The organism is Streptomyces sp. NPDC001157, assembly GCF_053598255.1.
This window is the reverse complement of record NZ_JBSFJW010000036.1, coordinates 1-18,831: the sequence shown is the minus strand read 5'-3', so window position 1 is coordinate 18,831 and position 18,831 is coordinate 1. Positions and strand designations below refer to the sequence as shown.

Below are 18,831 nucleotides of genomic sequence, written 5' to 3'. Positions count from 1 at the left end.
CTCGGTCAGCCCGTGTTCTGGCGCTTCGCCGGTCTGTGCCCTTCAGGCCGTTGCAGGTTGCGGATCCAGAGCGGCTCCGTGTGTCCGTGGCACCGCTGCGGGAACTCGGCGGTCATGGCCGCTGAGTCTGAAATCCACGGATCGTACTGGCTCGAGACGGTGCCGCCGGGTGAACCCGCGCCCCCGCCGTCCGGTGATGTCGCCGTGGACGTCGCCGTGGTCGGCGGTGGCATCGCGGGCCTGAGTACGGCGTGGGAACTGGTCCGGCAGGGACGCAAGGTGGCCGTACTGGAGGCGGACCGCCTCGCCGCCGGGGTCACGGGCCACACGACCGCGAAGCTGACCGCTCTGCACACGCTCACCTACGACCACCTGCGCCGCACCCGTGGCCCCACAGGCGCGCGTCTGTACGCGGACTCGCAGACCGCCGCGATCCGGCACGCCGCCGAAATCGCCGACGAGATCGGCATCGACTGCGACTGGGAGGACGCCGCGGCCTACACCTACGGCGAGCATCCCCGCCTGGTGGGAAAGCTGCAGGCGGAGGCGGAAGCGGCGCGGGAGGCGGGCCTGGCGGCCGAGTTCGTGAGCGAGACCGAGCTGCCGTTCCGGGTCGCCGGTGCGGTCCGGGTGACAGAACAGGTCCAGTTCCATCCCCGCAAGTACCTGCTGGCCCTCGCCGACGATCTGCGCCGACGCGAAGGTGTCGTGCACGAGCACACACGCGTCGTGGGCCTCACGGAGGGCGAGCCCTGCGTCCTGGCGACGGACGCGGGTGTGTCGGTGCGGGCGGACGAGGTCGTGATCGCCACCCACTACCCGGTCTTCGACCGTGCTCTGCTCTTCACCCGGCTCTCGCCGCGCCGCGAGCTGGTCGTGGCCGGGGCCATCGACGAGGACCGGGCCCCGCGCGGCATGTACATCACGCCTGAGCAGAACACACGGTCCGTGCGCAGCGCGCCCTACCGTGACGGAAAACGTCTGCTGATCGTCACCGGCGAGCACTTCACTCCCGGCACCGCCGATGTCGAGGAGAGATTCGCGCGGCTCGCGTCCTGGGCCGAGGGCCGTTTCCCGGGGTTCACGATCAGCCACCGCTGGGCCACGCAGGACAACGACGCCACCGACTCCGTGCCGCTCGTCGGGCCGCTCTGGCTGGGCAGCCGTCATGCCTACGTGGCCACCGGGTTCGGTGGCTGGGGGCTCAGCGGCGGCATCATGGCGGGCTGTCTGCTCAGCGACCTCATCAATGGCCGTGAGGTCGCCTGGGCCGGCCTCTACGACCCGCGGCGTCTGATCTCCGTGGTCCGCGAGGGCACCTCGTTCCTCAAGCATCAGGCGCACGTGGCCCGGCACTTCGTCGGCGACCGGCTGCCCGCGATGACGCGGCCCCCGACGGCGGACATTCCCCCGGGCGGTGGTGCCTTGGTACGGGTGGGAGGGCGGCAGTGCGCCGTGCACCGTGACGAGAACGGCCGGCTGCACGCGGTCTCGGCCCGCTGCACCCATCTCGGCTGCCTCGTGGCCTTCAACCGCGCGGAACAGGCCTGGGAATGCCCCTGCCACGGCTCGCGCTTCGCCCCGGACGGGCAGATCCTGCAGGGCCCGGCCGTACGGCCCCTGGAACAGCGCGACATCTGAGCCGACCGCATGCGGTATTCAGGGCCGGTCACGCGTGTTCCGCTGCCCGGTTCGCTCCCCGCTCCGGAAGGTTGTAGACGTGAAACGCCCGCCGGATCACCGGCTGTGCCACGTTTCGCACCTGCACCCCGCCGCTGGTCATCCCGTGCTCGGTGCCGGAATGGGCATGTCCGTGCACGGCAAGGTCGGCGCCCTCGGCATCGATCGCCTCGGCCAGCAGATAACTGCCGAGGAACGGGTAGATCTCCAGCGGCTCGCCCGCCAGCGTGTCCGGTACGGGCGAGAAATGGGTCAGCGCGATCCGCACGTCGCACTGCGCCCGGGCCAGTTCCCGCAGTCCGGTCCGCAGGCCGTCCGCGCACCGGCGGGAGTACCTGACGAACTCCTTCATGACGGTCTCGCCGAACTCCCCCGCGCACCTGCCCGCGAACCCGCCCCCGAACCCCTTGGTCCCCGCGATCCCTACACGGGTGTCGCCGCTGGTCACCACGGTGTACCGGCCTTCCAGGACCCGTACGCCGGAATCCTCGAGGACGGCCGTCACCTCGTCCGGGCATCCGCCGTGATGGTCGTGGTTGCCGAGGACCGCGACGACCGGGACCGCCAGGTCCTCGACCTCCTTGGCGACGACCAGGGCCTCCTGAGGTGTGCCGTGGCGGGTGAGGTCGCCGGCCAGCAGCAGAAGATCCGCGCATTCGGGCAGCGTCTCGAACGCCGGGCGGAGCACACCGTGGCTCTCCAACCCGAGGTGGATGTCCCCGACGGCTGCCACGCGGGTCATGCGAGGTCCTCCGCGTCGTCGGGCGGGGCGGTTCGCGCCGTGACGATGTCGCAGTGCAGCGGCACGTCCGGGAAGGCCTCGCGGGCGATGCGCATGATGTCCTCACGGCACTGGGCCGAGGGAACCGTGCCGGTGAGCAGAACCGCCTCGCCGCGCGGTTCGGCCCGTACGCCCAGTTCGCCGGGGAGACCGGCCGCGAAGCGTTCGGTCAGGTGGGCGACGCGGTAGTCAAGGCTCGACGGGGCGCCGGAGGAGGGCTCGACGGTGTGCTCGCTCATGGCTGTTCCTCGGGGGATCCGGTTCGATGCTCCGGCTCGGAATCGATGACGTCCAGGCGTTCCAGGAGGAACAGGAAGGCCGCGGGCATGGGCTGGTCGCCGCACGTTCGCCGTACCTCCTGCCAGTCGACCTTCTCCCGCAGCGAGCGGGCGACGGGGAGTACGTCCCCGAAGTCGCAGTGGTGTTCCGAGAAGGCTTTGAGCAGGCTCACCAGCAGGTCTGTCGGCGACAGCACCGGCATGTGGACGGAGTCGACGGGCAACTCCCGGGCGCGTGCGAGCAGTTCCGGGGTGACCGGGTGGTCGGACAGTTCGAAGATGATGTCGACGCTCTGGCCGTGGCAGCTCGCCTTCAGCAGCCAGTCCTCCGGGGCATGGTGGACGGTGAGGCCGCCCGCGCGCAGCGTGGCCGCCACGGCGTCGGCGTCCTCGGGAAGGACGCAGAAGTCGACGTCGTGCTGCAGCCTTCCGTTGCCGCCATGGGCGTAGGCCGCCACGCTCCCGGCCAGCGCGAATCTGTGCTCCTTCTGCTTGAGGAGTGCAGCGACCTGTTTGGTCGCCTCCAGGATCGCCTGGGTCCGGTCACGGGGAAGATCCGCGTCCGGTCCTGCGGCGGGCGACGGCTCCGCCGGGGCGACACGCAGACCGGAAGGGCCCGAGTCGCCGGCGCGGGCCGGGCCCTGCGCGTCGTGCACCATGCGCGCTCCCTTCGCGATTCCCGGCGTCGGGGCAGGCCACGAGCGGGTCCGTCTGCCCCCTGTGTGTCCGTCCGGGTACCCCCGGGCCGCCAGGGCGACACGGTCCGGACCCTGGGCAGCGACGGGTGTCAGCCGTCCCCGGCCTCGTCGGACGAGGGCCCGTTGAGGTGGACGATCAGCAGGGCCAAGTCGTCGGCGAGGTCGGAGGCGTGGCGGATGAGAGCGTCGGCCATGACGTCGGGGTCTTCGGGGTCGCTGTGTGCCACAAGTTCGGCGAGCGCGCTGACGGCGTCGTCCAGGTCGACGCCGGGCCGTTCGATCAGCCCGTCGGTGTACAGGACGAGGACGCAGCCGGGGTGCAGGGGAAACTCGGCGGCCAGGTAGTCGGCCCGGTCGTCGATGCCGAGGAGCAGTCCGGGAGGAGGACTCAGGACCTCGGTGTGGCCGTCGGCATGCCGCAGCACGGCAGGCGGGTGGCCGGCACTGGCCAGGCACACGCTGTGGCGGCCCAGATCCAGGTGGGCGTAGAGGCAACTGGCGAACCGGCCGGGATCCAGACCGACGAGCAGGCGGTTGGTCCGCCCGAGCACGTCTCCCGGGGAGGCCCCGGCCGCCGCCTGGCTGTGCACGGCGGTGCGGACCTGTCCCATCAGGGCCGCCGCGTCGATGTCGTGCCCCTGGACGTCACCGATCGCGGCCGCGACGGTGGTGTCGTCGAGACGGATCAGGTCGTAGAAATCCCCGCCCACCTCCACCCCGTGGCCCGCCGGCCGATAGCGGGCGGTGACCCGCAGCCCGGGCAGGGAGGGCAGGTGCCGGGGCAGCAGCGCGGCCTGGAGCTGGTGGGCGACGGCGAACTGGGTGTCGTAGAGGCGGCCCCGTTCGAGGGCCTGGCCGACGAGGCCCGCCAGCGCGGTGATCACCGCCCGCTCGGTGGGCGGGAAGTGCCGGGGGCGGTCGTAGGCGAGGACGAGCGAGCCGACGGCCCGGCCGGAGGCGATCAGTGGGAGAAACGCCCAGGAGGTCTTGTCGTCGTGGTGGACGGCTTCGGGATACGACCGGCGAAGTTCGTCGAAGCCTCTGAAGAAGTGCGGACTGCCGGTCTCCATCACGCGCACGGCGGGCGTGTCGGCGTTCAGAGGCATGTGGTCGAGGCGTGCCATGAGTTCGGCGTCGTAGCCGCGGTGGCCGAGGATTCTCAGCCTGCCGTCCCGTGGCGCCATGACGGCCATGGCCGTGGCGCCGAGGGCGGGCATGAGCTGGTCGGCGGCCTGGTCCACCACGTCCTGGACGCCGAGGGCTTCGGTGAGCGTGGCGGCCATGTGCATCAGGTGGTACAGGGAGCCGGCCCGGCTCGGTCCGCGTGCGGCGGGTTCGGTCGTCGCGGCGGGGTGGGCGGGGGCACTGTGGGAACTCTCCGCACTCGGCGACAGTTCGTCACGGGGATCGCTGCGGGTGATCCGCACACTGATGCCGGACGGGTCCGGGTAGAGCGCGAAGGCCAACGGGGTGTCCGGGGGCCGCACTGCGCTGAAGGTGGTGGGCCGTTCACTCACCAGCGTCGACCGGTAGGAATCCTCGATCTCGGGTACGTCCATCCACGGCAGCGCCTCCCAGGGCAGTGCTCCCAGCAGGGCGTCGGCGTCGGCGCCGAGCAGGCGTGCCGCCTCGGGTGTCACGAAGGTGAACCGGCCGGTGTCGTCCAGCGCGCACGCGCCGCCCGGCAGCCTCGCGATGAACGCCGCCTGTTCGCTCCCCTCGGCTCGCAGCGCGCGGGCGCGGGAAGGGTGGGGCAGGATCCGCGGTTCACCCGGCGGGGGCAGAGCGTTGCGGTCCGCCGCGTTGTGCAGCAGGCGGCCCAGTCGCCGGCAGCCGGCATCGATGACCGTGCGCTCCGCGCCGCTGAGCCTCGGCGGATGCGCGGCCGGCCACAGCAGCACCAGTCCGCCCACGACAGAGCCCCCGGCGGCGAGGGGGGCGGCTGCCAGCGCGAAGGCGTACGGCAGAACGAGGGAGGTGCGCGGGTAGCGGCGGGCCATGTCCTCCATGTCGCTGATCCACACCAGGCGACCGGCCCGCACGGCGTCCGCCACCGGAATGGAGTCCGCCAGACCCACCCGGGTCCACGGCACGGCCATTTCACGGGGAGCCCCCGTCAATGCCACCAGCCACAGGGCGTCACCTTTCGGCGGCAGCACGTAGAGCAGACCCCTGGACGCCCCGCAGTCCCGGACCACGTCCAGCAGCGCCGTGTCGACCGACTCGGGTGCGACATCCGCCGTAGCATCGCTCTGGCTCACAGCACCTCCTGTCGAACATCCGACGAGTTCCCAGGTGGATCCGCCCAAAGCAGGGGGCGGCGGGCAGCGCCGCTTCGATCAGCGCGGGGGGCAATCGGACGCCAGGGCTTTCACAAACCCTGATCCCGGCGCCGGTCCGCGCGAAGTGCGCGACTCAGCCAAGGAGTGCGCCAAGGCGGCACACCGGCGCCCTCGCTGCGAAAGCCGACGCGACCGCACACCCGATGCCGGAGTCGCTGTCGGTGATGACGGCCTTACGGTCCTTCGACGGCCACCGGCTTCCCGTCGCGCTGCGGTCGAGAAGCCCGAGGTGGTCGAGATCGCTCGGGCGCCATCCACGGACCCGGCAGCAACCCCCTACGCCCCTGCCACCAGTCCGTCCCCCAGAGCCGTCCGCTCGTACAGCACGTAGTAGCCCTGGCGCCGTGCATCGAGCAGTCCCGCCGTGTTCAGGGCCGTCAGGTGGGACGACACGGTGGAGGGGGCCAGACCGTGGCGCGCGGCAAGCTCCGTGGTGGAGGCGGGAATCGTCAGGTCGGCCAGCAGCGCGGCGCGCCGGTGACCGAGGAGGCGGGCGAGCGCGGCGGGTGGGTGCGGGGCCGGTGTGGTGTGCAGGCGGCCCATGCCGCGGGCCGGGTAGATGACCGTCGGCTGCCAGGGCCGCGCGAAGCCGCTGACCACGTCCGGCCAGACGAACACGCTGGGCATGAGCAGGATGCCCCGCCCGTCGGGGCGTTGCGCGTCCGCGTGGTCGCCGTACATGTGCAGGGTGAGCCGCTGGCCGGCCCAGCCGATGCCGGGGTGCAGGCCGGCGAGCAGCGCGTCGAGGCCGCCGTCCGCCGCCTGCCGGGAGCGATGGGCGATGTCGGCCGCCAGGACGGCACGGTGGCGCGGCCAGTCCGGGGCGATCAGGGCGTGCCAGGCGAGTTCGGTGAGGTCGGCCAGGCGGCGTACGGCCTGGGCGGGGTCGTCGAGTGCTGCGCGGCCCTGCGGTGACTCGGCGAGGCCCGGTGTGGCGGCGAGCGAGCGGACCATCTCCGCGCGGGCGAGAGCCGGGTCGGTGGCCCGCATCCGGGACAGTTCGTCGTCGATGGAGGGATACGGCTCGTCGGGAGGCGCTCCCAGGAAGTCCGGGGTGTAGCCGCCGACGCGAGGCACGAACAGCCACAGGAGCGACAGGTCGAGCCCGGCGAGCGTACGGCGAAGACGGCGCAGCCAGGCGCGGTGGTAGCCGTGCCGTGCGGGGCGGCGCAGCATGCGCAGAGCCTCGTGGGTCTGGCACATGGGTGAGATCGCGAACCGGCAGCGAGTCAGATCGTCGGCGCCCAGGTGCAGGGTCAGCGGCAAGGCGGCCTCCGTGAGCGGTCCCGGGCGGATCCGATTCGGTCCGGATCGAAACAGTAGAAGCTCTCCGCCGGCCTCGGCACGCTGGCCCGGCTGTTTCCCGACACCCCTGAGGAGACCTGGATGTACGGCGTACGTCCCGCGGCGCGGCGCAGGGCCGTCGTCGCGGCGCTGATGCTGGCGGCGTTCACCTTCAACACCGCCGAGAACCTTCCCGTGGGCCTGCTGTCGCTCATGGCGGCCGATCTGCGGGTGCCGCTCGGCGCGGTGGGCACACTGGTCACCGGGTACGGCCTGACGGTGGCCGTGGTGTCGCTGCCGGCCGCGCGCCTCACCCGCTCCGTGCCGCGCCGTTACCTGCTCACGGGGCTCCTGGGGCTGCTGGCCGCAGCCAGCTGGGTGTCGGCGCTGGGAAGTGTCTCCTACGGGCTGCTGCTGGCGGCGCGGGTGGTCACCGCGCTGGCGCAGGCATCGTTCTGGGTGGTGATGGGGCCGGTCGCGGTCGGACTGTTCCCGCCTGAACGGCGCGGCCGTGTCATGGGGCTGCTGTCGGTCGGCGGTTCGCTGGCCACGGTGCTCGGCGTGCCGGCCGGGACCTGGCTGGGCGGACACAGTGGCTGGCAGGCGCCGTTCGTCGTGCTCGGTTCGCTCGCACTCGTCGCACTCGTCGTCATCGCCGCCCTGCTGCCTGCCTCCCGCCCCCGGGAGAGTCACGCGGCCTACGGTGCCGAACCGGACCGGCGCCGGTTTCTCGTCGTCGTCGCGGCCACTGCCCTGTCGGTGACCGGGGTGTTCGCGGGCTTCACTTATGTCGTCGCGTTCCTCGACGAGGTCAGCGGCTTCGGCAAGGACGCGGTGGGCGGCGTGCTGTTCGCGTTCGGGGCGGCCGCGCCGGCCGGTGTCGCGCTCACCGGGCCGCTCCTCGACCGTTTCCCGCGCGCCACGCTCAGCGTTCCGGTGGCGACTCAGGCGGCGGCCATGTTCGGCCTGTGTGCGGCCGGGAGCAGTCAAGTGGCGACGATCGCGCTGTTCATGCTGCTGGGCGCCTCGGTCGCGCCCGTTTTCATGGCGACGCAGAGCCAGGTGCTGCGGGTGGCGCCGGGCCGTACCGAGTCGGCGCTGGCGGCCAACTCGGCCGCGTTCAACGTGGGCGTGGCCGCCGGGTCCCTGCTGGGAGGCGCTCTCCTGCCCGTCGTCGCAGTGCGTGGCGCCTTTCTGGCCGGCGGGCTGCTCACGGCGGGGGCGCTCGCGTTGCTGGTCCGGCCGCAGCCCCGGGCCTCGTCGGCCGCTGTGCGCACACCCGTCGTCCCCGCCGAGTGATTCGGGCCCCCAATGGGGCGGTAGCGGCCGAAGACGCTCTGGCGACGGTCTATCGTGGCCGCATGTCCGTCCCCGAATTGATCCGCATCGTCTCCCGCGACTCGCCCATGGCGCTGGCCCAAGTGGAGCGTGTGCGCGCCGAGTTGGCGGTCCTGTATCCCGGCGTGCGCACCGAGGTCGTGCCGGTGAAGACGACCGGTGACAAGTGGATGGGTGTGCTGTCCCAGGTGGAGGGCAAGGGGGCGTTCACCAAGGAGGTGGACGCCGCGCTGCTCGCGGGCGAGGCCGATCTCGCCGTGCACTGCCTCAAGGACGTGCCCGCCGACCGGCCGCTCCCGGCCGGCACGACGTTCGCCGCGTTCCTGAAGCGGGACGACATCCGTGACGCCCTGGTGCACCCGGACGGCCTCACCCTGGACGAGCTGCCGGCCGGCACCCGCATCGGCACCTCCGCGGTGCGCCGGGTGGCCCAGCTGTCCGCCATCCACCCCCACCTGGAGTGTGTGCCGTTCCGCGGAAACGCCAACCGTCGGCTGGCGAAACTGGCGGCCGGCGAGGCGGACGCGTTGCTGCTGGCGGTGTCAGGTCTTGAACGCATCGGACGCCGGGACGTGATCAGCGAGGTGCTGTCGCCGGACACGGTGATGCCGTCCATCGGCGCGGGCATCCTCGCCCTGCAGTGCCGTGAGGGCGACCGCGACCTCATCGACGCGGTCAGCGCACTCGGCGACCCGCACACCCACCAGGAGGCCACCGCGGAGCGTATGTTCCTGCACGTCCTGCAGGGCCACTGCAACAGCCCGATCGCCGGGTACGCGCACGTTGAGGCCAATGGCGAACTGTCGCTGCGGGCCTGTGTGTTCACCCCGGACGGCAAGACCCGGCTGAACGCCCACGAATGGGCCGGACGGCTCGACCCGGCCACCCTGGGCACGTCGGTGGCCGTCGCCCTGCTGCGTCAAGGTGCCCGCGAGATCATCGACGGCATCCCGCACTGAGCGGGCTCCGGGGCGCGCGGGGTCAGGCAGTGCCCTCTTCGGCCTGGTCCCGGAGGAAGTTGCTGACCTGGTGCGCCAGGCTGCCGTCCCGGCCCGTGCTCGTGTGGGCGCCGACGGGCTCCTCGTGCAGGCCGATGCCGCCCGTCCACAGCCGGCGGTCGGTCCACTCCTCCTCGACCCGCAGCTGGATCTGCACGTCGACCTGGCTCAGGCAGGCGTCCGGGCCGGCCGCGTACAGCACGGCGGTGGCCCGGCGCAGCGGGTAGACGTCGAAGCCCTCGATGAACTGCGAGTTGCGCCAGTCGATGAACGCGGCCTCGCCGTCGGGGCCCAGGCGCACGTCGATCTGGCCGTCCTCGAGGTGGATGCCGAAGGAGCGGTTGCCGCGGTTCTCGACGGTGACCCGGAGGCTGAAGTACGTCAGCCCGGCCGCCGCGTCGTCCCGTCCGCGTGGTGGCTCGGCGGCTTCCAGGCGGTGGACGCGGACACGCAGGCCGGCATGCTCGTCGTACTCCTGCCAGTCCCCGACCACGTTCGGCTCGTACACAATCCACCTCATCGACCTCAGAGAGCTGCTTCCTATCTGTGCGCTCAGGGCACTGTCAAATGAGCAGAATGCGCTGTGGCCAGCGCATTCACCCCCTTTGATCACTGATCAAGCCGTGCGCAGGAACAACGGTCGGAACACGCCCCACGAACGTGCATGTGTGCGTGGGGCACATCACGTTCCGGGGCGGTGGTCAGCGGGCCAGTCGGCCTAGGAGCGAGGAGGCCGCGGTGATGCCGAGCGCGGCGGCCACGAGCAGCACCGCGAAGTCGAGGGCCACGTGCGCGTGGGTGCCGAGGAGGAGGCCGCGCAGGGCGTCCACCTGGTAGCTCAGCGGGTTGACCTTGCTGACGGCCTGGAGCCAGTCGGGCATCACGGACACCGGGTACAGGGCGTTGGAGCCGAAGAACAGCGGCATCGTGATGGCCTGCCCGAAGCCCATGAGGCGGTCGCGGTTGAGGACGATGCCGGCGATGCTCATCGACAGGCAGGAGAAGAACGCGGATCCGAGGACCACGATCGCGGCGACACCGAGCAGCTTCAGCGGGTTCCAGGTCAGCGCCACTCCGAGCACTGCGGCGATGATGACGACGACCACGGCCTGGATCAGTGACTTCACTCCGGCCGCGAACGCCTTGCCGGTGATCAGGGCCGAGCGCGGGGTCGGCGTGACCAGCAGTTTGTTGAGGATGCCGGCATCGCGCTCCCAGATGATCTGGATGCCGTAGAAGATGGCGATGAACATCGCGGACTGGGCGATGATGCCGGGCGCCAGGTAGTCCACGTAGGGGATGCCGCCGGTGGGGATGGCCTTGATGCGGGTGAAGGTCTGACCGAAGATCAGCAGCCACAGGGCGGGCTGGACCGCGCGGGTGTACAGCTCGGTGCGGTCGTGGCGCAGCTTCTGCAGTTCGACGGCGCACATCGCGATCACGCGGGCGGGCAGCAGCCGCCAGCCCGCGCGGGGCCGGGGCGGGCGCAGCAACAGGTCGATGCCGGGTGCGCCGGTGGGGTCAGCCGACGCGGTGCGCGGTGCGGCGGGTGCTTCGGACATCGCGGAAACCTCCTGCCTGGTCGTCGAGTCCGCTGCCCGCGACGTCACGGAAGACGTCCTCCAGAGTGGGCAGCGGGTCGGTGGCCGCAGCGCCCGCGGCGCGCCGGCGCTCGCCGAGCCCCTCCCTGAGCTCGTCCGGGGTGCCGAGGGCCCGGATGCGGCCGCGGTGCATCAGGGCGACCCGGTCGCAGTACTGGTCGGCCTCGTCCATGTAGTGGGTGGTCACCAGCACGGTCATGCCGGTGGCGGCACGCACGGCGTTGATGTGGTCCCACACTCCGGTGCGGGCTATCGGGTCGAGGCCGATGGTCGGCTCGTCGAGGATCAGCAGCCGGGGCGCGCTGACCAGTGCCTGCGCGAGTTCGAGGCGGCGGACCATGCCTCCGGAGTAGGTGCCGGCCAGTCGGTCGGCGGCGTCGGTGAGGCCGACGGCCGCCAGGGCCTGGCCGACTCGGTCGGCGCGTTCGGTGCGGGGCACGTCGAAGACGCGGGCGAACAGGGCGACGTTCTCGCGGCCGGTGAGTCCGGCGTCGGCGGACAGCTGCTGCGGCACGTAGCCCAGCAGGCGCCGCACGGCCATCCGGTCCTTGGCCGCGTCGTGGCCGAAGACGCGGACCATTCCGGCGGGGACCGGGAGCAGGGTGGTGATGCAGCGGATCGCGGTCGTCTTGCCGGCGCCGTTGGGTCCGAGCAGGCCGAAGACCTCGCCCTCGGCCACCGACAGTTCGAGTCCGTCGACGGCGTTCGTCTCACCGAAGGTGTAGGCGAGTCCGGTGCAGGTGACGGCCTCGGCCTGCCCGGTGTCGGCGTTCCGCGTCATGTCTGTTCGGCCTCCTCGTGCAGGGTCTCGGCCAGCTTGCGCAGGGCGGGGATCGCCGTGCGCAGCGCCTCCCGGTCCGTGTCGTCGAGACGGGACAGCCCGCCGCGTACGAGTTCGGCGCGCCGTTTGCGCCATTCGGCGAGCCGGGCCTCCGCCGCGGGCGTCGGCATCAGCCGGGCGGCGCGCCGGTCGGCGGGGTCGGTCTCGCGGACCAGATAGCCCTGCCGGGACAGCTGGTTGACCAGCGTCGAGACCGAATTGCCCGCCAGGTACAGCTCCTTGGCGGCGTCGGATATGCCGATGCCGGGCCGGGTGACGACCAGGCGCAGCAGCTCGGCCTCGGCGCCGCGCAGCTGCGGGGCGATCTGCGGGCGCAGGTGGCGCCGGACGAGCCGCTGGACGCCGATGAGAGCGTCGATCAGCTCGTCCGGGAAGGTTTCGGGCTCCACATCAGCAGATTAACTCTGTAGCAGAGGTAATGAGCCCAAGGAACGGTCAAGCGCACAGCAGCCGCCCATAATGTCCGCATTTGTTTGTGATGCACAGATTCCGGGCATGACTATGAAGTGCTTCGGACAGGAGGCACGTCCGTGGGAGCCGGTCGGGCCCCGGATGTCTCCGCAGGTCCGAGTCCGCATCTCCCATGGCGCCCGTCCCCTCATGCACCGCCCCAGGGAGGTGCGCATCATGCGTGTCGCCAGCGCCAGCACGAAACCCCACCCGCACGACGACGCCCCCGACACCGCGGAAGCCTTCGCCCGGCTCGCGCGGCTGTCCGAAGGGCCGCAACGCAGGCAGCTGCGAGACCAACTGGTCCAGGCCTGGCTGCCGATGGCCGAGCGGATCGCCGTCCGGTTCAAGGGGCGCGGAGAGTCCCTTGAGGACCTGTACCAGGTCGCCGCCCTCGGACTGGTCAAGGCCGTCGACCACTACGACCCCGCCCGCGGCCACGCCTTCGAGGCCTACGCGGTGCCGACCATCACCGGCGAGATCAAGCGGCACTTCCGCGACCACATGTGGACGCTGCATGTGCCGCGCCGCGTCCAGGACCTGCGCAACAGGGTGCGGCAGGCCGCGAAGGACCTGTCCCAGACCACCCCGGGGCGCGGACCGACCGTCGCCGAGATCGCCCGGCACGCGCACCTCAGCGAGGTCGAGGTGCGCACCGGGATGGAAGCCCTGGAGTGCTTCACCGCGCTGTCGCTGGACGCCGAGATGCCCGGCACCGACGGATACGCCCTGACGGACGCGATCGGCGGCCCCGATCCGGCCTACGACGTCGTCGTCGACCGCGTGGCGGTCGGGCCCTGTCTGCAGGCGCTCCCGGAACGCGAGCGCACCATCCTGTATCTCCGCTTCTTCAGGGGCATGACGCAGAGCCGCATCGCCCAGCAGCTCGGCATCTCGCAGATGCATGTCTCCCGGCTGCTCAGCGGCTGCTTCGACCAGCTGCGCGCGGAACTCCTCGCGGAGACCGGCTGAGCGCCCCGCCGTTCGGCCGCATGCGACCCCGCCGCCTCACCGCTCCGGTGGGGCCTCGGGGATCTGCGTGGGGCCGTAGCGGTCCAGGGCGTCTTCGAGTTCGGCCTTGATCTGCGGGGGGAGGTCCCCGTTGCGCCCCCAGATGAGAATGAGTTCCGCGACATTGCGGAGCTTGATGTTGGTGTGCTGGGAGACGTCCTTCAGCACGGCCCATCCCTGGTCCGGCGCCACCCGGCCCAGCGCGACCATCATCCCGATCGCCTGGTCCACGACGGCGTGCGAGACGATGGCTTCCTTCAGCTGATCGACTTCTTCCTGCAGGGCGAAGATGCGATCCGTCTCGTCGGCAGGTTCGTGCGGTACCTGTGCCACTTATCCATAGTGGCACTCACCCGGTCCGCCGCCACCGGCGGCGGACCGCTACGACCCCCGTTTCGGCCCCACCCATGGGGTACTCGGCAGGCGCATCGTGGGGTTCCGGTTGGACACTGGTACGAGACCGGTGGCTGCCGGTCCACGAGACCAGGACGCAACTGCCATGAACCACGACACCTCACGCCCCCGCGGCGCGACGCGCATCGTCACCTCGGCCTCCGTGTTCGGGGCGCCGTGCTGGGTCAGCCTGACCAGCCGCGACGTCGACGCCACCGAGGACTTCTACCGTGCCGTGCTGGGCTGGGAGTGGCGCTCCGCCAAGCTCGGTGACCGCTTCCGGATGGCGATGGTGGACGGCACACCCGTGGCCGGGATCGCCGCCGTCGCCGACATGTGGCAGATGGCGGTGGCCTGGACGCCGTACTTCGCCGTGCCCAGCGCCGACGAGGCCGCGGCGCGGGCCCAGGAGCGGGGCGGGACGGCCGCGGTCGGCCCGATCTCGTTCCCCCCGGGGCGGGCGGCCCTGCTGGCCGACCGGGACGGGGCGACCTTCGGGATCTGGGAGGGGGTGCTGATCGCCGACTGGGAGAAGTGGCGGCACGCGGCCCCGACCTTCATCAGGCTGCACACACGTGACGCCTTCGACGCCGCGATCTTCTACGGCGAGGTGCTGGACTGGGCCTCGGGGCGGCCTGGCAGCTGCGAGGTCCTGTACGAGGGCGGCGAGGTGGTGCTGCGCAGCCAGGGCGACATCGTGGCGCGCATCGAGTCCGGAGCCCTCGGGGCGGCGCCCGACCCCACCATCCGGCCCCACTGGCAGATCCACTTCGCGGTCGAGGACGTGGCGGCCTGTGTACGGGCCGCCGAGGTGCACGGCGGGAGCGTCCTGTCGAAGGGCAGCGACGAGGCGGTGCTGCGCGACGCCGACGGCGCGCAGTTCACGGTCACCTCGCGCCGCGAACGCTGAGAAGACGCTCCGCCGGGTCAGCCGGGCGGCTACGAATGTGCCACGTTGTGTCATCGGTGGGCTTCAAGCGCCGTCGTGGCTTGTCTCGCCCCCGGCGGAGCCGCAAATCTATACAGCCCGGCGCCCCTTCGGGGCACAGGGGGGTCTCGACAAGAGCACCAGGCTGCGGCGCTCGACCAGAAGCCCGGTGTTCGCCTTGTACTCCGACTCGTCCGGCGGCCCGTGCGGCTCGGCGGTGTCGATCAGGGTCGTCCAGCGTTCGCCGAACGTGACGTCCGGCAGTCGGAACTCCACCGGTTCCCAGTAGCTGTTCAGCAGGAGCAGGAACGAGTCGTCCACGACGGGACGGCCGCAGGGGTCGGGTTCGGCGATGGCGTCGCCGTTGAGGAACACGCCGACGGAGTGCGCGTCGGAGCGCTGCCAGTCCTCCTCCGTCATCTCCTGCGCGTCCGGCGCCAGCCACACCAGGTCCGGCAGCGGCCTGCGCGGACGGGTCGCGGTCTCGCCGCGGAAGAACCGACGGCGGCGCAGCACCGGGTGGGCGGCACGCAGTGCGATGACATACCGCGTGAACTCGGCGAGCTCGCGCTGCTCCTCGGTCAGCTCCCAGTCGATCCAGGAGACTTCGTTGTCCTGGCAGTAGGCGTTGTTGTTGCCGCGCTGGGTGCGGCCGAGTTCGTCGCCGTGGCCGATCATGGGGATGCCCTGCGAGAGCAGCAGGGTGGCCAGGAAGTTGCGCTGCTGGCGCGCGCGCAACTCCAGCACGCCCGGATCGTCGGTGTCGCCCTCGACGCCGCAGTTCCAGGACCGGTTGACGCTCTCACCGTCCCGGTTGCCCTCCCCGTTGGCCTCGTTGTGCTTGTCGTTGTACGAGACCAGGTCGCGCAGGGTGAATCCGTCGTGCGCGGTGACGAAGTTGACGCTGGCCCGGGGGCGGCGCCGGCTGTGCGCGTAAAGGTCCGCGGAACCGGTCAGCCGGGAGGCGAACTCGCCGAGCGTGTGCTCGCCGCCGCGCCAGAAGTCCCGTACGGCGTCGCGGTACTTGCCGTTCCACTCCGACCACAGCGGCGGGAAGTTCCCCACCTGGTAGCCGCCCTCCCCCACGTCCCACGGCTCTGCGATCAGCTTGACGCGGCTGATCACGGGATCCTGCTGGATGAGGTCGAAGAACGCCGAAAGCCGGTCCACCTCGTGGAACTGCCGGGCCAGCGTGGCCGCGAGGTCGAAGCGGAAGCCGTCGACGTGCATCTCGGTGACCCAGTACCGCAGCGAGTCCATGATCAGCTGCAGTACGTAGGGGTGCCGCATCAGCAGGCTGTTGCCGGTGCCGGTGGTGTCGTAGTAGTGGCCCCAGTCGCCGTCCACCAGACGGTAGTAGGAGGCGTTGTCGATGCCGCGGAAGGAGAGCGTGGGGCCCTTCTCATTGCCCTCGGCGGTGTGGTTGTAGACGACGTCGAGGATGACTTCGAGCCCGGCCGCGTGCAGCGCCTTCACCATCGACTTGAACTCGGTGACCTGTCCGCCGCGGGTGCCGTGGGCGGCGTACGCGTTGTGCGGGGCGAAGAAGCCGATCGTGTTGTAGCCCCAGTAGTTGGAAAGGCCGCGGCCCTGCAGCACTCCGTCCTGGACGTACTGGTGCACCGGCATCAGCTCCACCGCCGTCACACCCAGGTTCGTCAGGTGCTCGACGACCGCGGGGTGCGCGAGCCCGGCGTAGGTGCCGCGGAGTTCGGGCGGGACGTCGGGGTGGGTGCGGGTCAGGCCCCGTACATGGGCCTCGTAGATCACACTGTCGGCGTACGGCTGCCGAGGCGGCCGGTCGTCGCCCCAGTCGAAGGCCGGGTCTGTGACCACGCCGAGCATGGTGTGCCCGGCGCTGTCCGACCGGGACCGGCCGTGCGGTGCACGCTCGAACAGGGAGGCGTGGTTGTCCACCTGCCCGTCGACCGCCCTGGTGTACGGGTCCAGGAGGAGTTTCGCCGGGTTGCAGCGGTGCCCCAGCTGCGGGTGCCAGGGGCCGTGCACCCGGTAGCCGTAGCGCTGTCCCGGCCCGATGTCGGGCAGGTAGCAGTGCCAGACGAAGCCGTCGACCTCGGTCACCGGGAGGCGGCGCTCCCCGCCGTCGTCGACGAGCACGAGTTCGACGCGTTGGGCCACCTCGCTGAAGAGCGCGAAGTTGGTGCCCTTCCCGTCGTAGGAGGCACCCAATGGGTAGGGGTGCCCGCTCCAGACGGGCACCCCTGGCTTGCGGCGGCGCTTCGCCGTCACCGGGCATCGTCCAGGATGCCGTCGGACTCGCGCACCTGCCCGGCGAGAGCCACGGCCGGCATCTCGCGGGGCACCTGGAGCACCTCGCGCAGGCTCGGTGCGGGTGCCAGGGGCACCAGGGGCACCCGTTCGCCGGCCCTGGCCCGTTGCGAGAACCAGATGACCTTGCTGCCGGTGTCCGTGGCGCAGCAGCCCCAGCCGTCGCTCATCGCGGCGATCCGCTGCAGACAGGCCCGCAGGTCCTGGTCGGGACGCAGGTCGCAGTCGTTCTCCGCCACGGCGGTGATCAGATGCTGTCCGTTCCACCACATCTCGACCGACGTGTTCTTGTCCGTGGCGTGCTCGTCGATCGCCTTCAGCAGCAGCTCGGCGCCGCTGCAGACGGGCTCGACCAGGGTATCGAGGTCCCAGAGCCGGAGATGCGCGGCCAGGATGCGCCGTACCTGTCCGACCCGTTCGGGGCTGACTTCCACATCGAGGTGGTAGTAGCAGGGCACTGCGGTCTTCATCTTCGTTGGCTCCTCACCCGCGGAGCTCCCGCTCCTTCTCGGCCCCTGTGGGACGAGCCCCGAACGCGAAGCGTGAGCGTTGATCGCTTCTGAGTCACCTCAAGAGTGGGTGAACTAGACCATTCGTGCAACACGAGCACGCACCCGGGGTGACGGAGGCCCACCCGACATGGTTGAAGATCCAACAAGACGCTGAGTCTTCATCCATGCACCATGTGTGAAGACCTCGATCCCCGTAACGGATCCGTGCGTGCCCACGCACGGCCGCCGCCCGACGGTCGGGAGACGTGCGATCGAGCCCCGGAGAAAGTGAAGAGCGTCATGCTGCTACCGGCCAAAGCCGAAGTGGCCCGGCAACTGCGGCGGTACCGGGCCTGGGAACGCGTCATGCTCGCGTCTCCCGCCGACCGCGCGGTGCGCGCCACCTTCGAGGACTCGGGCTACACCTTGTGCGTGCTCATGGGCAAGCGCTGTGCCCGCGAGGCCGCGGACGCCGCCGAGCGCTATCTGGGGTCCACCCTGGGCGCCTATCTCCGGGAGCAGAACGAGCGGCCCCGAACGGGTGCGGCCGAACGGCGCGGGCCCCCTCAGGCACAACAGCATTTCGCCGCAGGGAGGTAGATCCCCCTGCGGCTCAACGCTTATGTCGCAGTTTGTATCCCTCGACCGGGCCAGAGGCCCGGTCTCCAGCACGGCGGAGGTGAGACCCATGAGTTCGATTCCGGCCATCGGCCGCATCCCGGTGCGGGACGTCCACCCGGCGGTGGAGTGCGGAAAGCGCCCGGCCAAGGCGGTCGTCGGGGAGACGTTCGAGGTCACCGCGACCGTGTTCCGGGAAGGCCATGACGCGGTAGCCGCCAATGTCGTCCTGACGGATCCGGAGGGCCAGCACGGCCCGTGGACGCCGATGCGGGAACTGTCCCCCGGCTCCGACCGCTGGGGCGCCGAGGTCACGCCCACCTCCACCGGCCACTGGACGTATCGGGTGGAGGCCTGGAGCGATCCGGTGGCCACGTGGCGGCGCACCGCCCGCATCAAGGTCCCGGCGGGCATCGACACCGGGCTGGTGCTGGAGGAGGGCGGCGACCTGCACGAGAAGCTGGCCGCCGGAGTGCCCGAGGGTCCGGGGCGTGCTGCCGTGCTGGCGGCGGCGGAGACCTTGCGCGACGACTCGCTGCCGGTGGCCACCCGCCTGGCGGCGGCGTTGACGCCGGAGGTGGACGCGGTACTGGCCCGGCATCCGCTGCGGGAGTTCGTCACCGCCTCGCAGACCCTGCCGCTGCTGGTGGAACGCGAACGCGCGCTCTACGGCGCCTGGTACGAGTTCTTCCCCCGCTCCGAGGGCACCGAGCAACAGCCGCACGGCACGTTCCGCACCGCCGCCCGCCGCCTGCCCGCGATCGCCGCGATGGGCTTCGACGTCGTCTACCTGCCCCCCATCCACCCCAT

19 protein-coding genes are annotated in these 18,831 nt (G+C 71.2%); 7 read left to right on the top strand and 12 right to left on the bottom strand.

All coding sequences use genetic code 11. The features are described 5' to 3' along the window. Positions 1-114 precede the first annotated feature (114 nt). Positions 115-1,641 carry an FAD-dependent oxidoreductase gene (locus ACWDAG_RS39095; RefSeq protein ID WP_450700310.1) on the top strand — a complete coding sequence of 509 codons (1,527 nt, stop codon included), beginning with the start codon at positions 115-117 and terminating at the stop codon, positions 1,639-1,641. Positions 1,642-1,669: 28 nt separating this feature from the next. Here the strand turns inward: ACWDAG_RS39095 and ACWDAG_RS39090 are convergent, their stop codons facing one another. The 5 genes from ACWDAG_RS39090 to ACWDAG_RS39070 form a co-directional block, all read right to left on the bottom strand. After that, on the bottom strand, positions 1,670-2,422 hold the full coding sequence (locus ACWDAG_RS39090) for a metallophosphoesterase family protein (RefSeq protein WP_450700309.1): 753 nt from the start codon (positions 2,420-2,422) through the stop codon (positions 1,670-1,672). Beyond that, positions 2,419-2,700 carry a BON domain-containing protein gene (locus ACWDAG_RS39085; RefSeq protein WP_450700308.1) on the bottom strand — a complete coding sequence of 94 codons (282 nt, stop codon included), beginning with the start codon at positions 2,698-2,700 and terminating at the stop codon, positions 2,419-2,421. Before ACWDAG_RS39085 ends, ACWDAG_RS39090 begins: the two co-directional genes overlap by 4 nt. Next, positions 2,697-3,398 (bottom strand): nucleotidyltransferase family protein, encoded by a 702-nt coding sequence (locus ACWDAG_RS39080; protein ID WP_450700307.1) that lies wholly within the window; start codon positions 3,396-3,398, stop codon positions 2,697-2,699. The genes ACWDAG_RS39085 and ACWDAG_RS39080 overlap by 4 nt, the downstream gene beginning before the upstream one ends. Positions 3,399-3,526: 128 nt before the next feature. After that, positions 3,527-5,698, bottom strand: coding sequence for a SpoIIE family protein phosphatase (locus ACWDAG_RS39075; protein ID WP_450700306.1), 2,172 nt, complete (start codon positions 5,696-5,698; stop codon positions 3,527-3,529). A gap of 357 nt (positions 5,699-6,055) precedes the next feature. Then, on the bottom strand, positions 6,056-7,045 hold the full coding sequence (locus ACWDAG_RS39070) for a DUF5937 family protein (RefSeq protein ID WP_450700305.1): 990 nt from the start codon (positions 7,043-7,045) through the stop codon (positions 6,056-6,058). A 120-nt stretch (positions 7,046-7,165) separates the two neighbouring features. Between ACWDAG_RS39070 and ACWDAG_RS39065 the strand changes: the two genes are divergently transcribed. Next, on the top strand, positions 7,166-8,362 hold the full coding sequence (locus ACWDAG_RS39065; protein WP_450700304.1) for an MFS transporter: 1,197 nt from the start codon (positions 7,166-7,168) through the stop codon (positions 8,360-8,362). Positions 8,363-8,424: 62 nt separating this feature from the next. After that, a complete protein-coding gene (gene hemC / locus ACWDAG_RS39060) occupies positions 8,425-9,360 on the top strand; it encodes a hydroxymethylbilane synthase (RefSeq protein ID WP_450700303.1) in 936 nt (311 codons plus the stop codon). A gap of 22 nt (positions 9,361-9,382) precedes the next feature. Here the strand turns inward: hemC and ACWDAG_RS39055 are convergent, their stop codons facing one another. From ACWDAG_RS39055 to ACWDAG_RS39040, 4 genes are all read right to left on the bottom strand, one after another. Then, positions 9,383-9,907, bottom strand: a complete 525-nt coding sequence (locus ACWDAG_RS39055; RefSeq protein WP_450700361.1) for a hypothetical protein — start codon at positions 9,905-9,907, stop codon at positions 9,383-9,385. Between the two features lie 193 nt (positions 9,908-10,100). Beyond that, positions 10,101-10,961: an ABC transporter permease gene (locus ACWDAG_RS39050; RefSeq protein ID WP_450700302.1), complete on the bottom strand. Its 861-nt coding sequence runs from the start codon at positions 10,959-10,961 to the stop codon at positions 10,101-10,103. After that, entirely contained in the window at positions 10,921-11,781 is an 861-nt protein-coding gene (locus tag ACWDAG_RS39045) for an ABC transporter ATP-binding protein (RefSeq protein ID WP_450700301.1), read from the bottom strand. Before ACWDAG_RS39045 ends, ACWDAG_RS39050 begins: the two co-directional genes overlap by 41 nt. Further along, entirely contained in the window at positions 11,778-12,230 is a 453-nt protein-coding gene (locus tag ACWDAG_RS39040; protein ID WP_450700300.1) for a MarR family winged helix-turn-helix transcriptional regulator, read from the bottom strand. The genes ACWDAG_RS39045 and ACWDAG_RS39040 overlap by 4 nt, the downstream gene beginning before the upstream one ends. Positions 12,231-12,468: 238 nt before the next feature. On the opposite strand from ACWDAG_RS39040, the gene ACWDAG_RS39035 reads away from it, so the two are divergent. Further along, positions 12,469-13,263, top strand: a complete 795-nt coding sequence (locus ACWDAG_RS39035; protein WP_450700299.1) for a SigB/SigF/SigG family RNA polymerase sigma factor — start codon at positions 12,469-12,471, stop codon at positions 13,261-13,263. 36 nt (positions 13,264-13,299) lie between these two features. On the opposite strand, the gene ACWDAG_RS39030 is transcribed toward ACWDAG_RS39035, so the two are convergent. Continuing rightward, a complete protein-coding gene (locus ACWDAG_RS39030; protein ID WP_450700298.1) occupies positions 13,300-13,635 on the bottom strand; it encodes an ANTAR domain-containing protein in 336 nt (111 codons plus the stop codon). Positions 13,636-13,801: 166 nt separating this feature from the next. Between ACWDAG_RS39030 and ACWDAG_RS39025 the strand changes: the two genes are divergently transcribed. Then, positions 13,802-14,605: a VOC family protein gene (locus tag ACWDAG_RS39025; RefSeq protein ID WP_450700297.1), complete on the top strand. Its 804-nt coding sequence runs from the start codon at positions 13,802-13,804 to the stop codon at positions 14,603-14,605. Positions 14,606-14,713: 108 nt separating this feature from the next. Here the strand turns inward: ACWDAG_RS39025 and glgX are convergent, their stop codons facing one another. Next, a complete protein-coding gene (glgX, locus tag ACWDAG_RS39020) occupies positions 14,714-16,873 on the bottom strand; it encodes a glycogen debranching protein GlgX (protein WP_450700296.1) in 2,160 nt (719 codons plus the stop codon). After that, on the bottom strand, positions 16,870-17,382 hold the full coding sequence (locus ACWDAG_RS39015) for a pep a2 (RefSeq protein WP_450700295.1): 513 nt from the start codon (positions 17,380-17,382) through the stop codon (positions 16,870-16,872). The genes glgX and ACWDAG_RS39015 overlap by 4 nt, the downstream gene beginning before the upstream one ends. Before the next feature lie 321 nt (positions 17,383-17,703). Between ACWDAG_RS39015 and ACWDAG_RS39010 the strand changes: the two genes are divergently transcribed. Next, positions 17,704-18,003, top strand: a complete 300-nt coding sequence (locus ACWDAG_RS39010; protein ID WP_389083363.1) for a DUF5133 domain-containing protein — start codon at positions 17,704-17,706, stop codon at positions 18,001-18,003. 88 nt (positions 18,004-18,091) lie between these two features. After that, positions 18,092-18,831 (top strand): maltotransferase domain-containing protein (locus ACWDAG_RS39005; protein ID WP_450700294.1); only part of this gene is annotated, 740 nt, incomplete at its 3' end.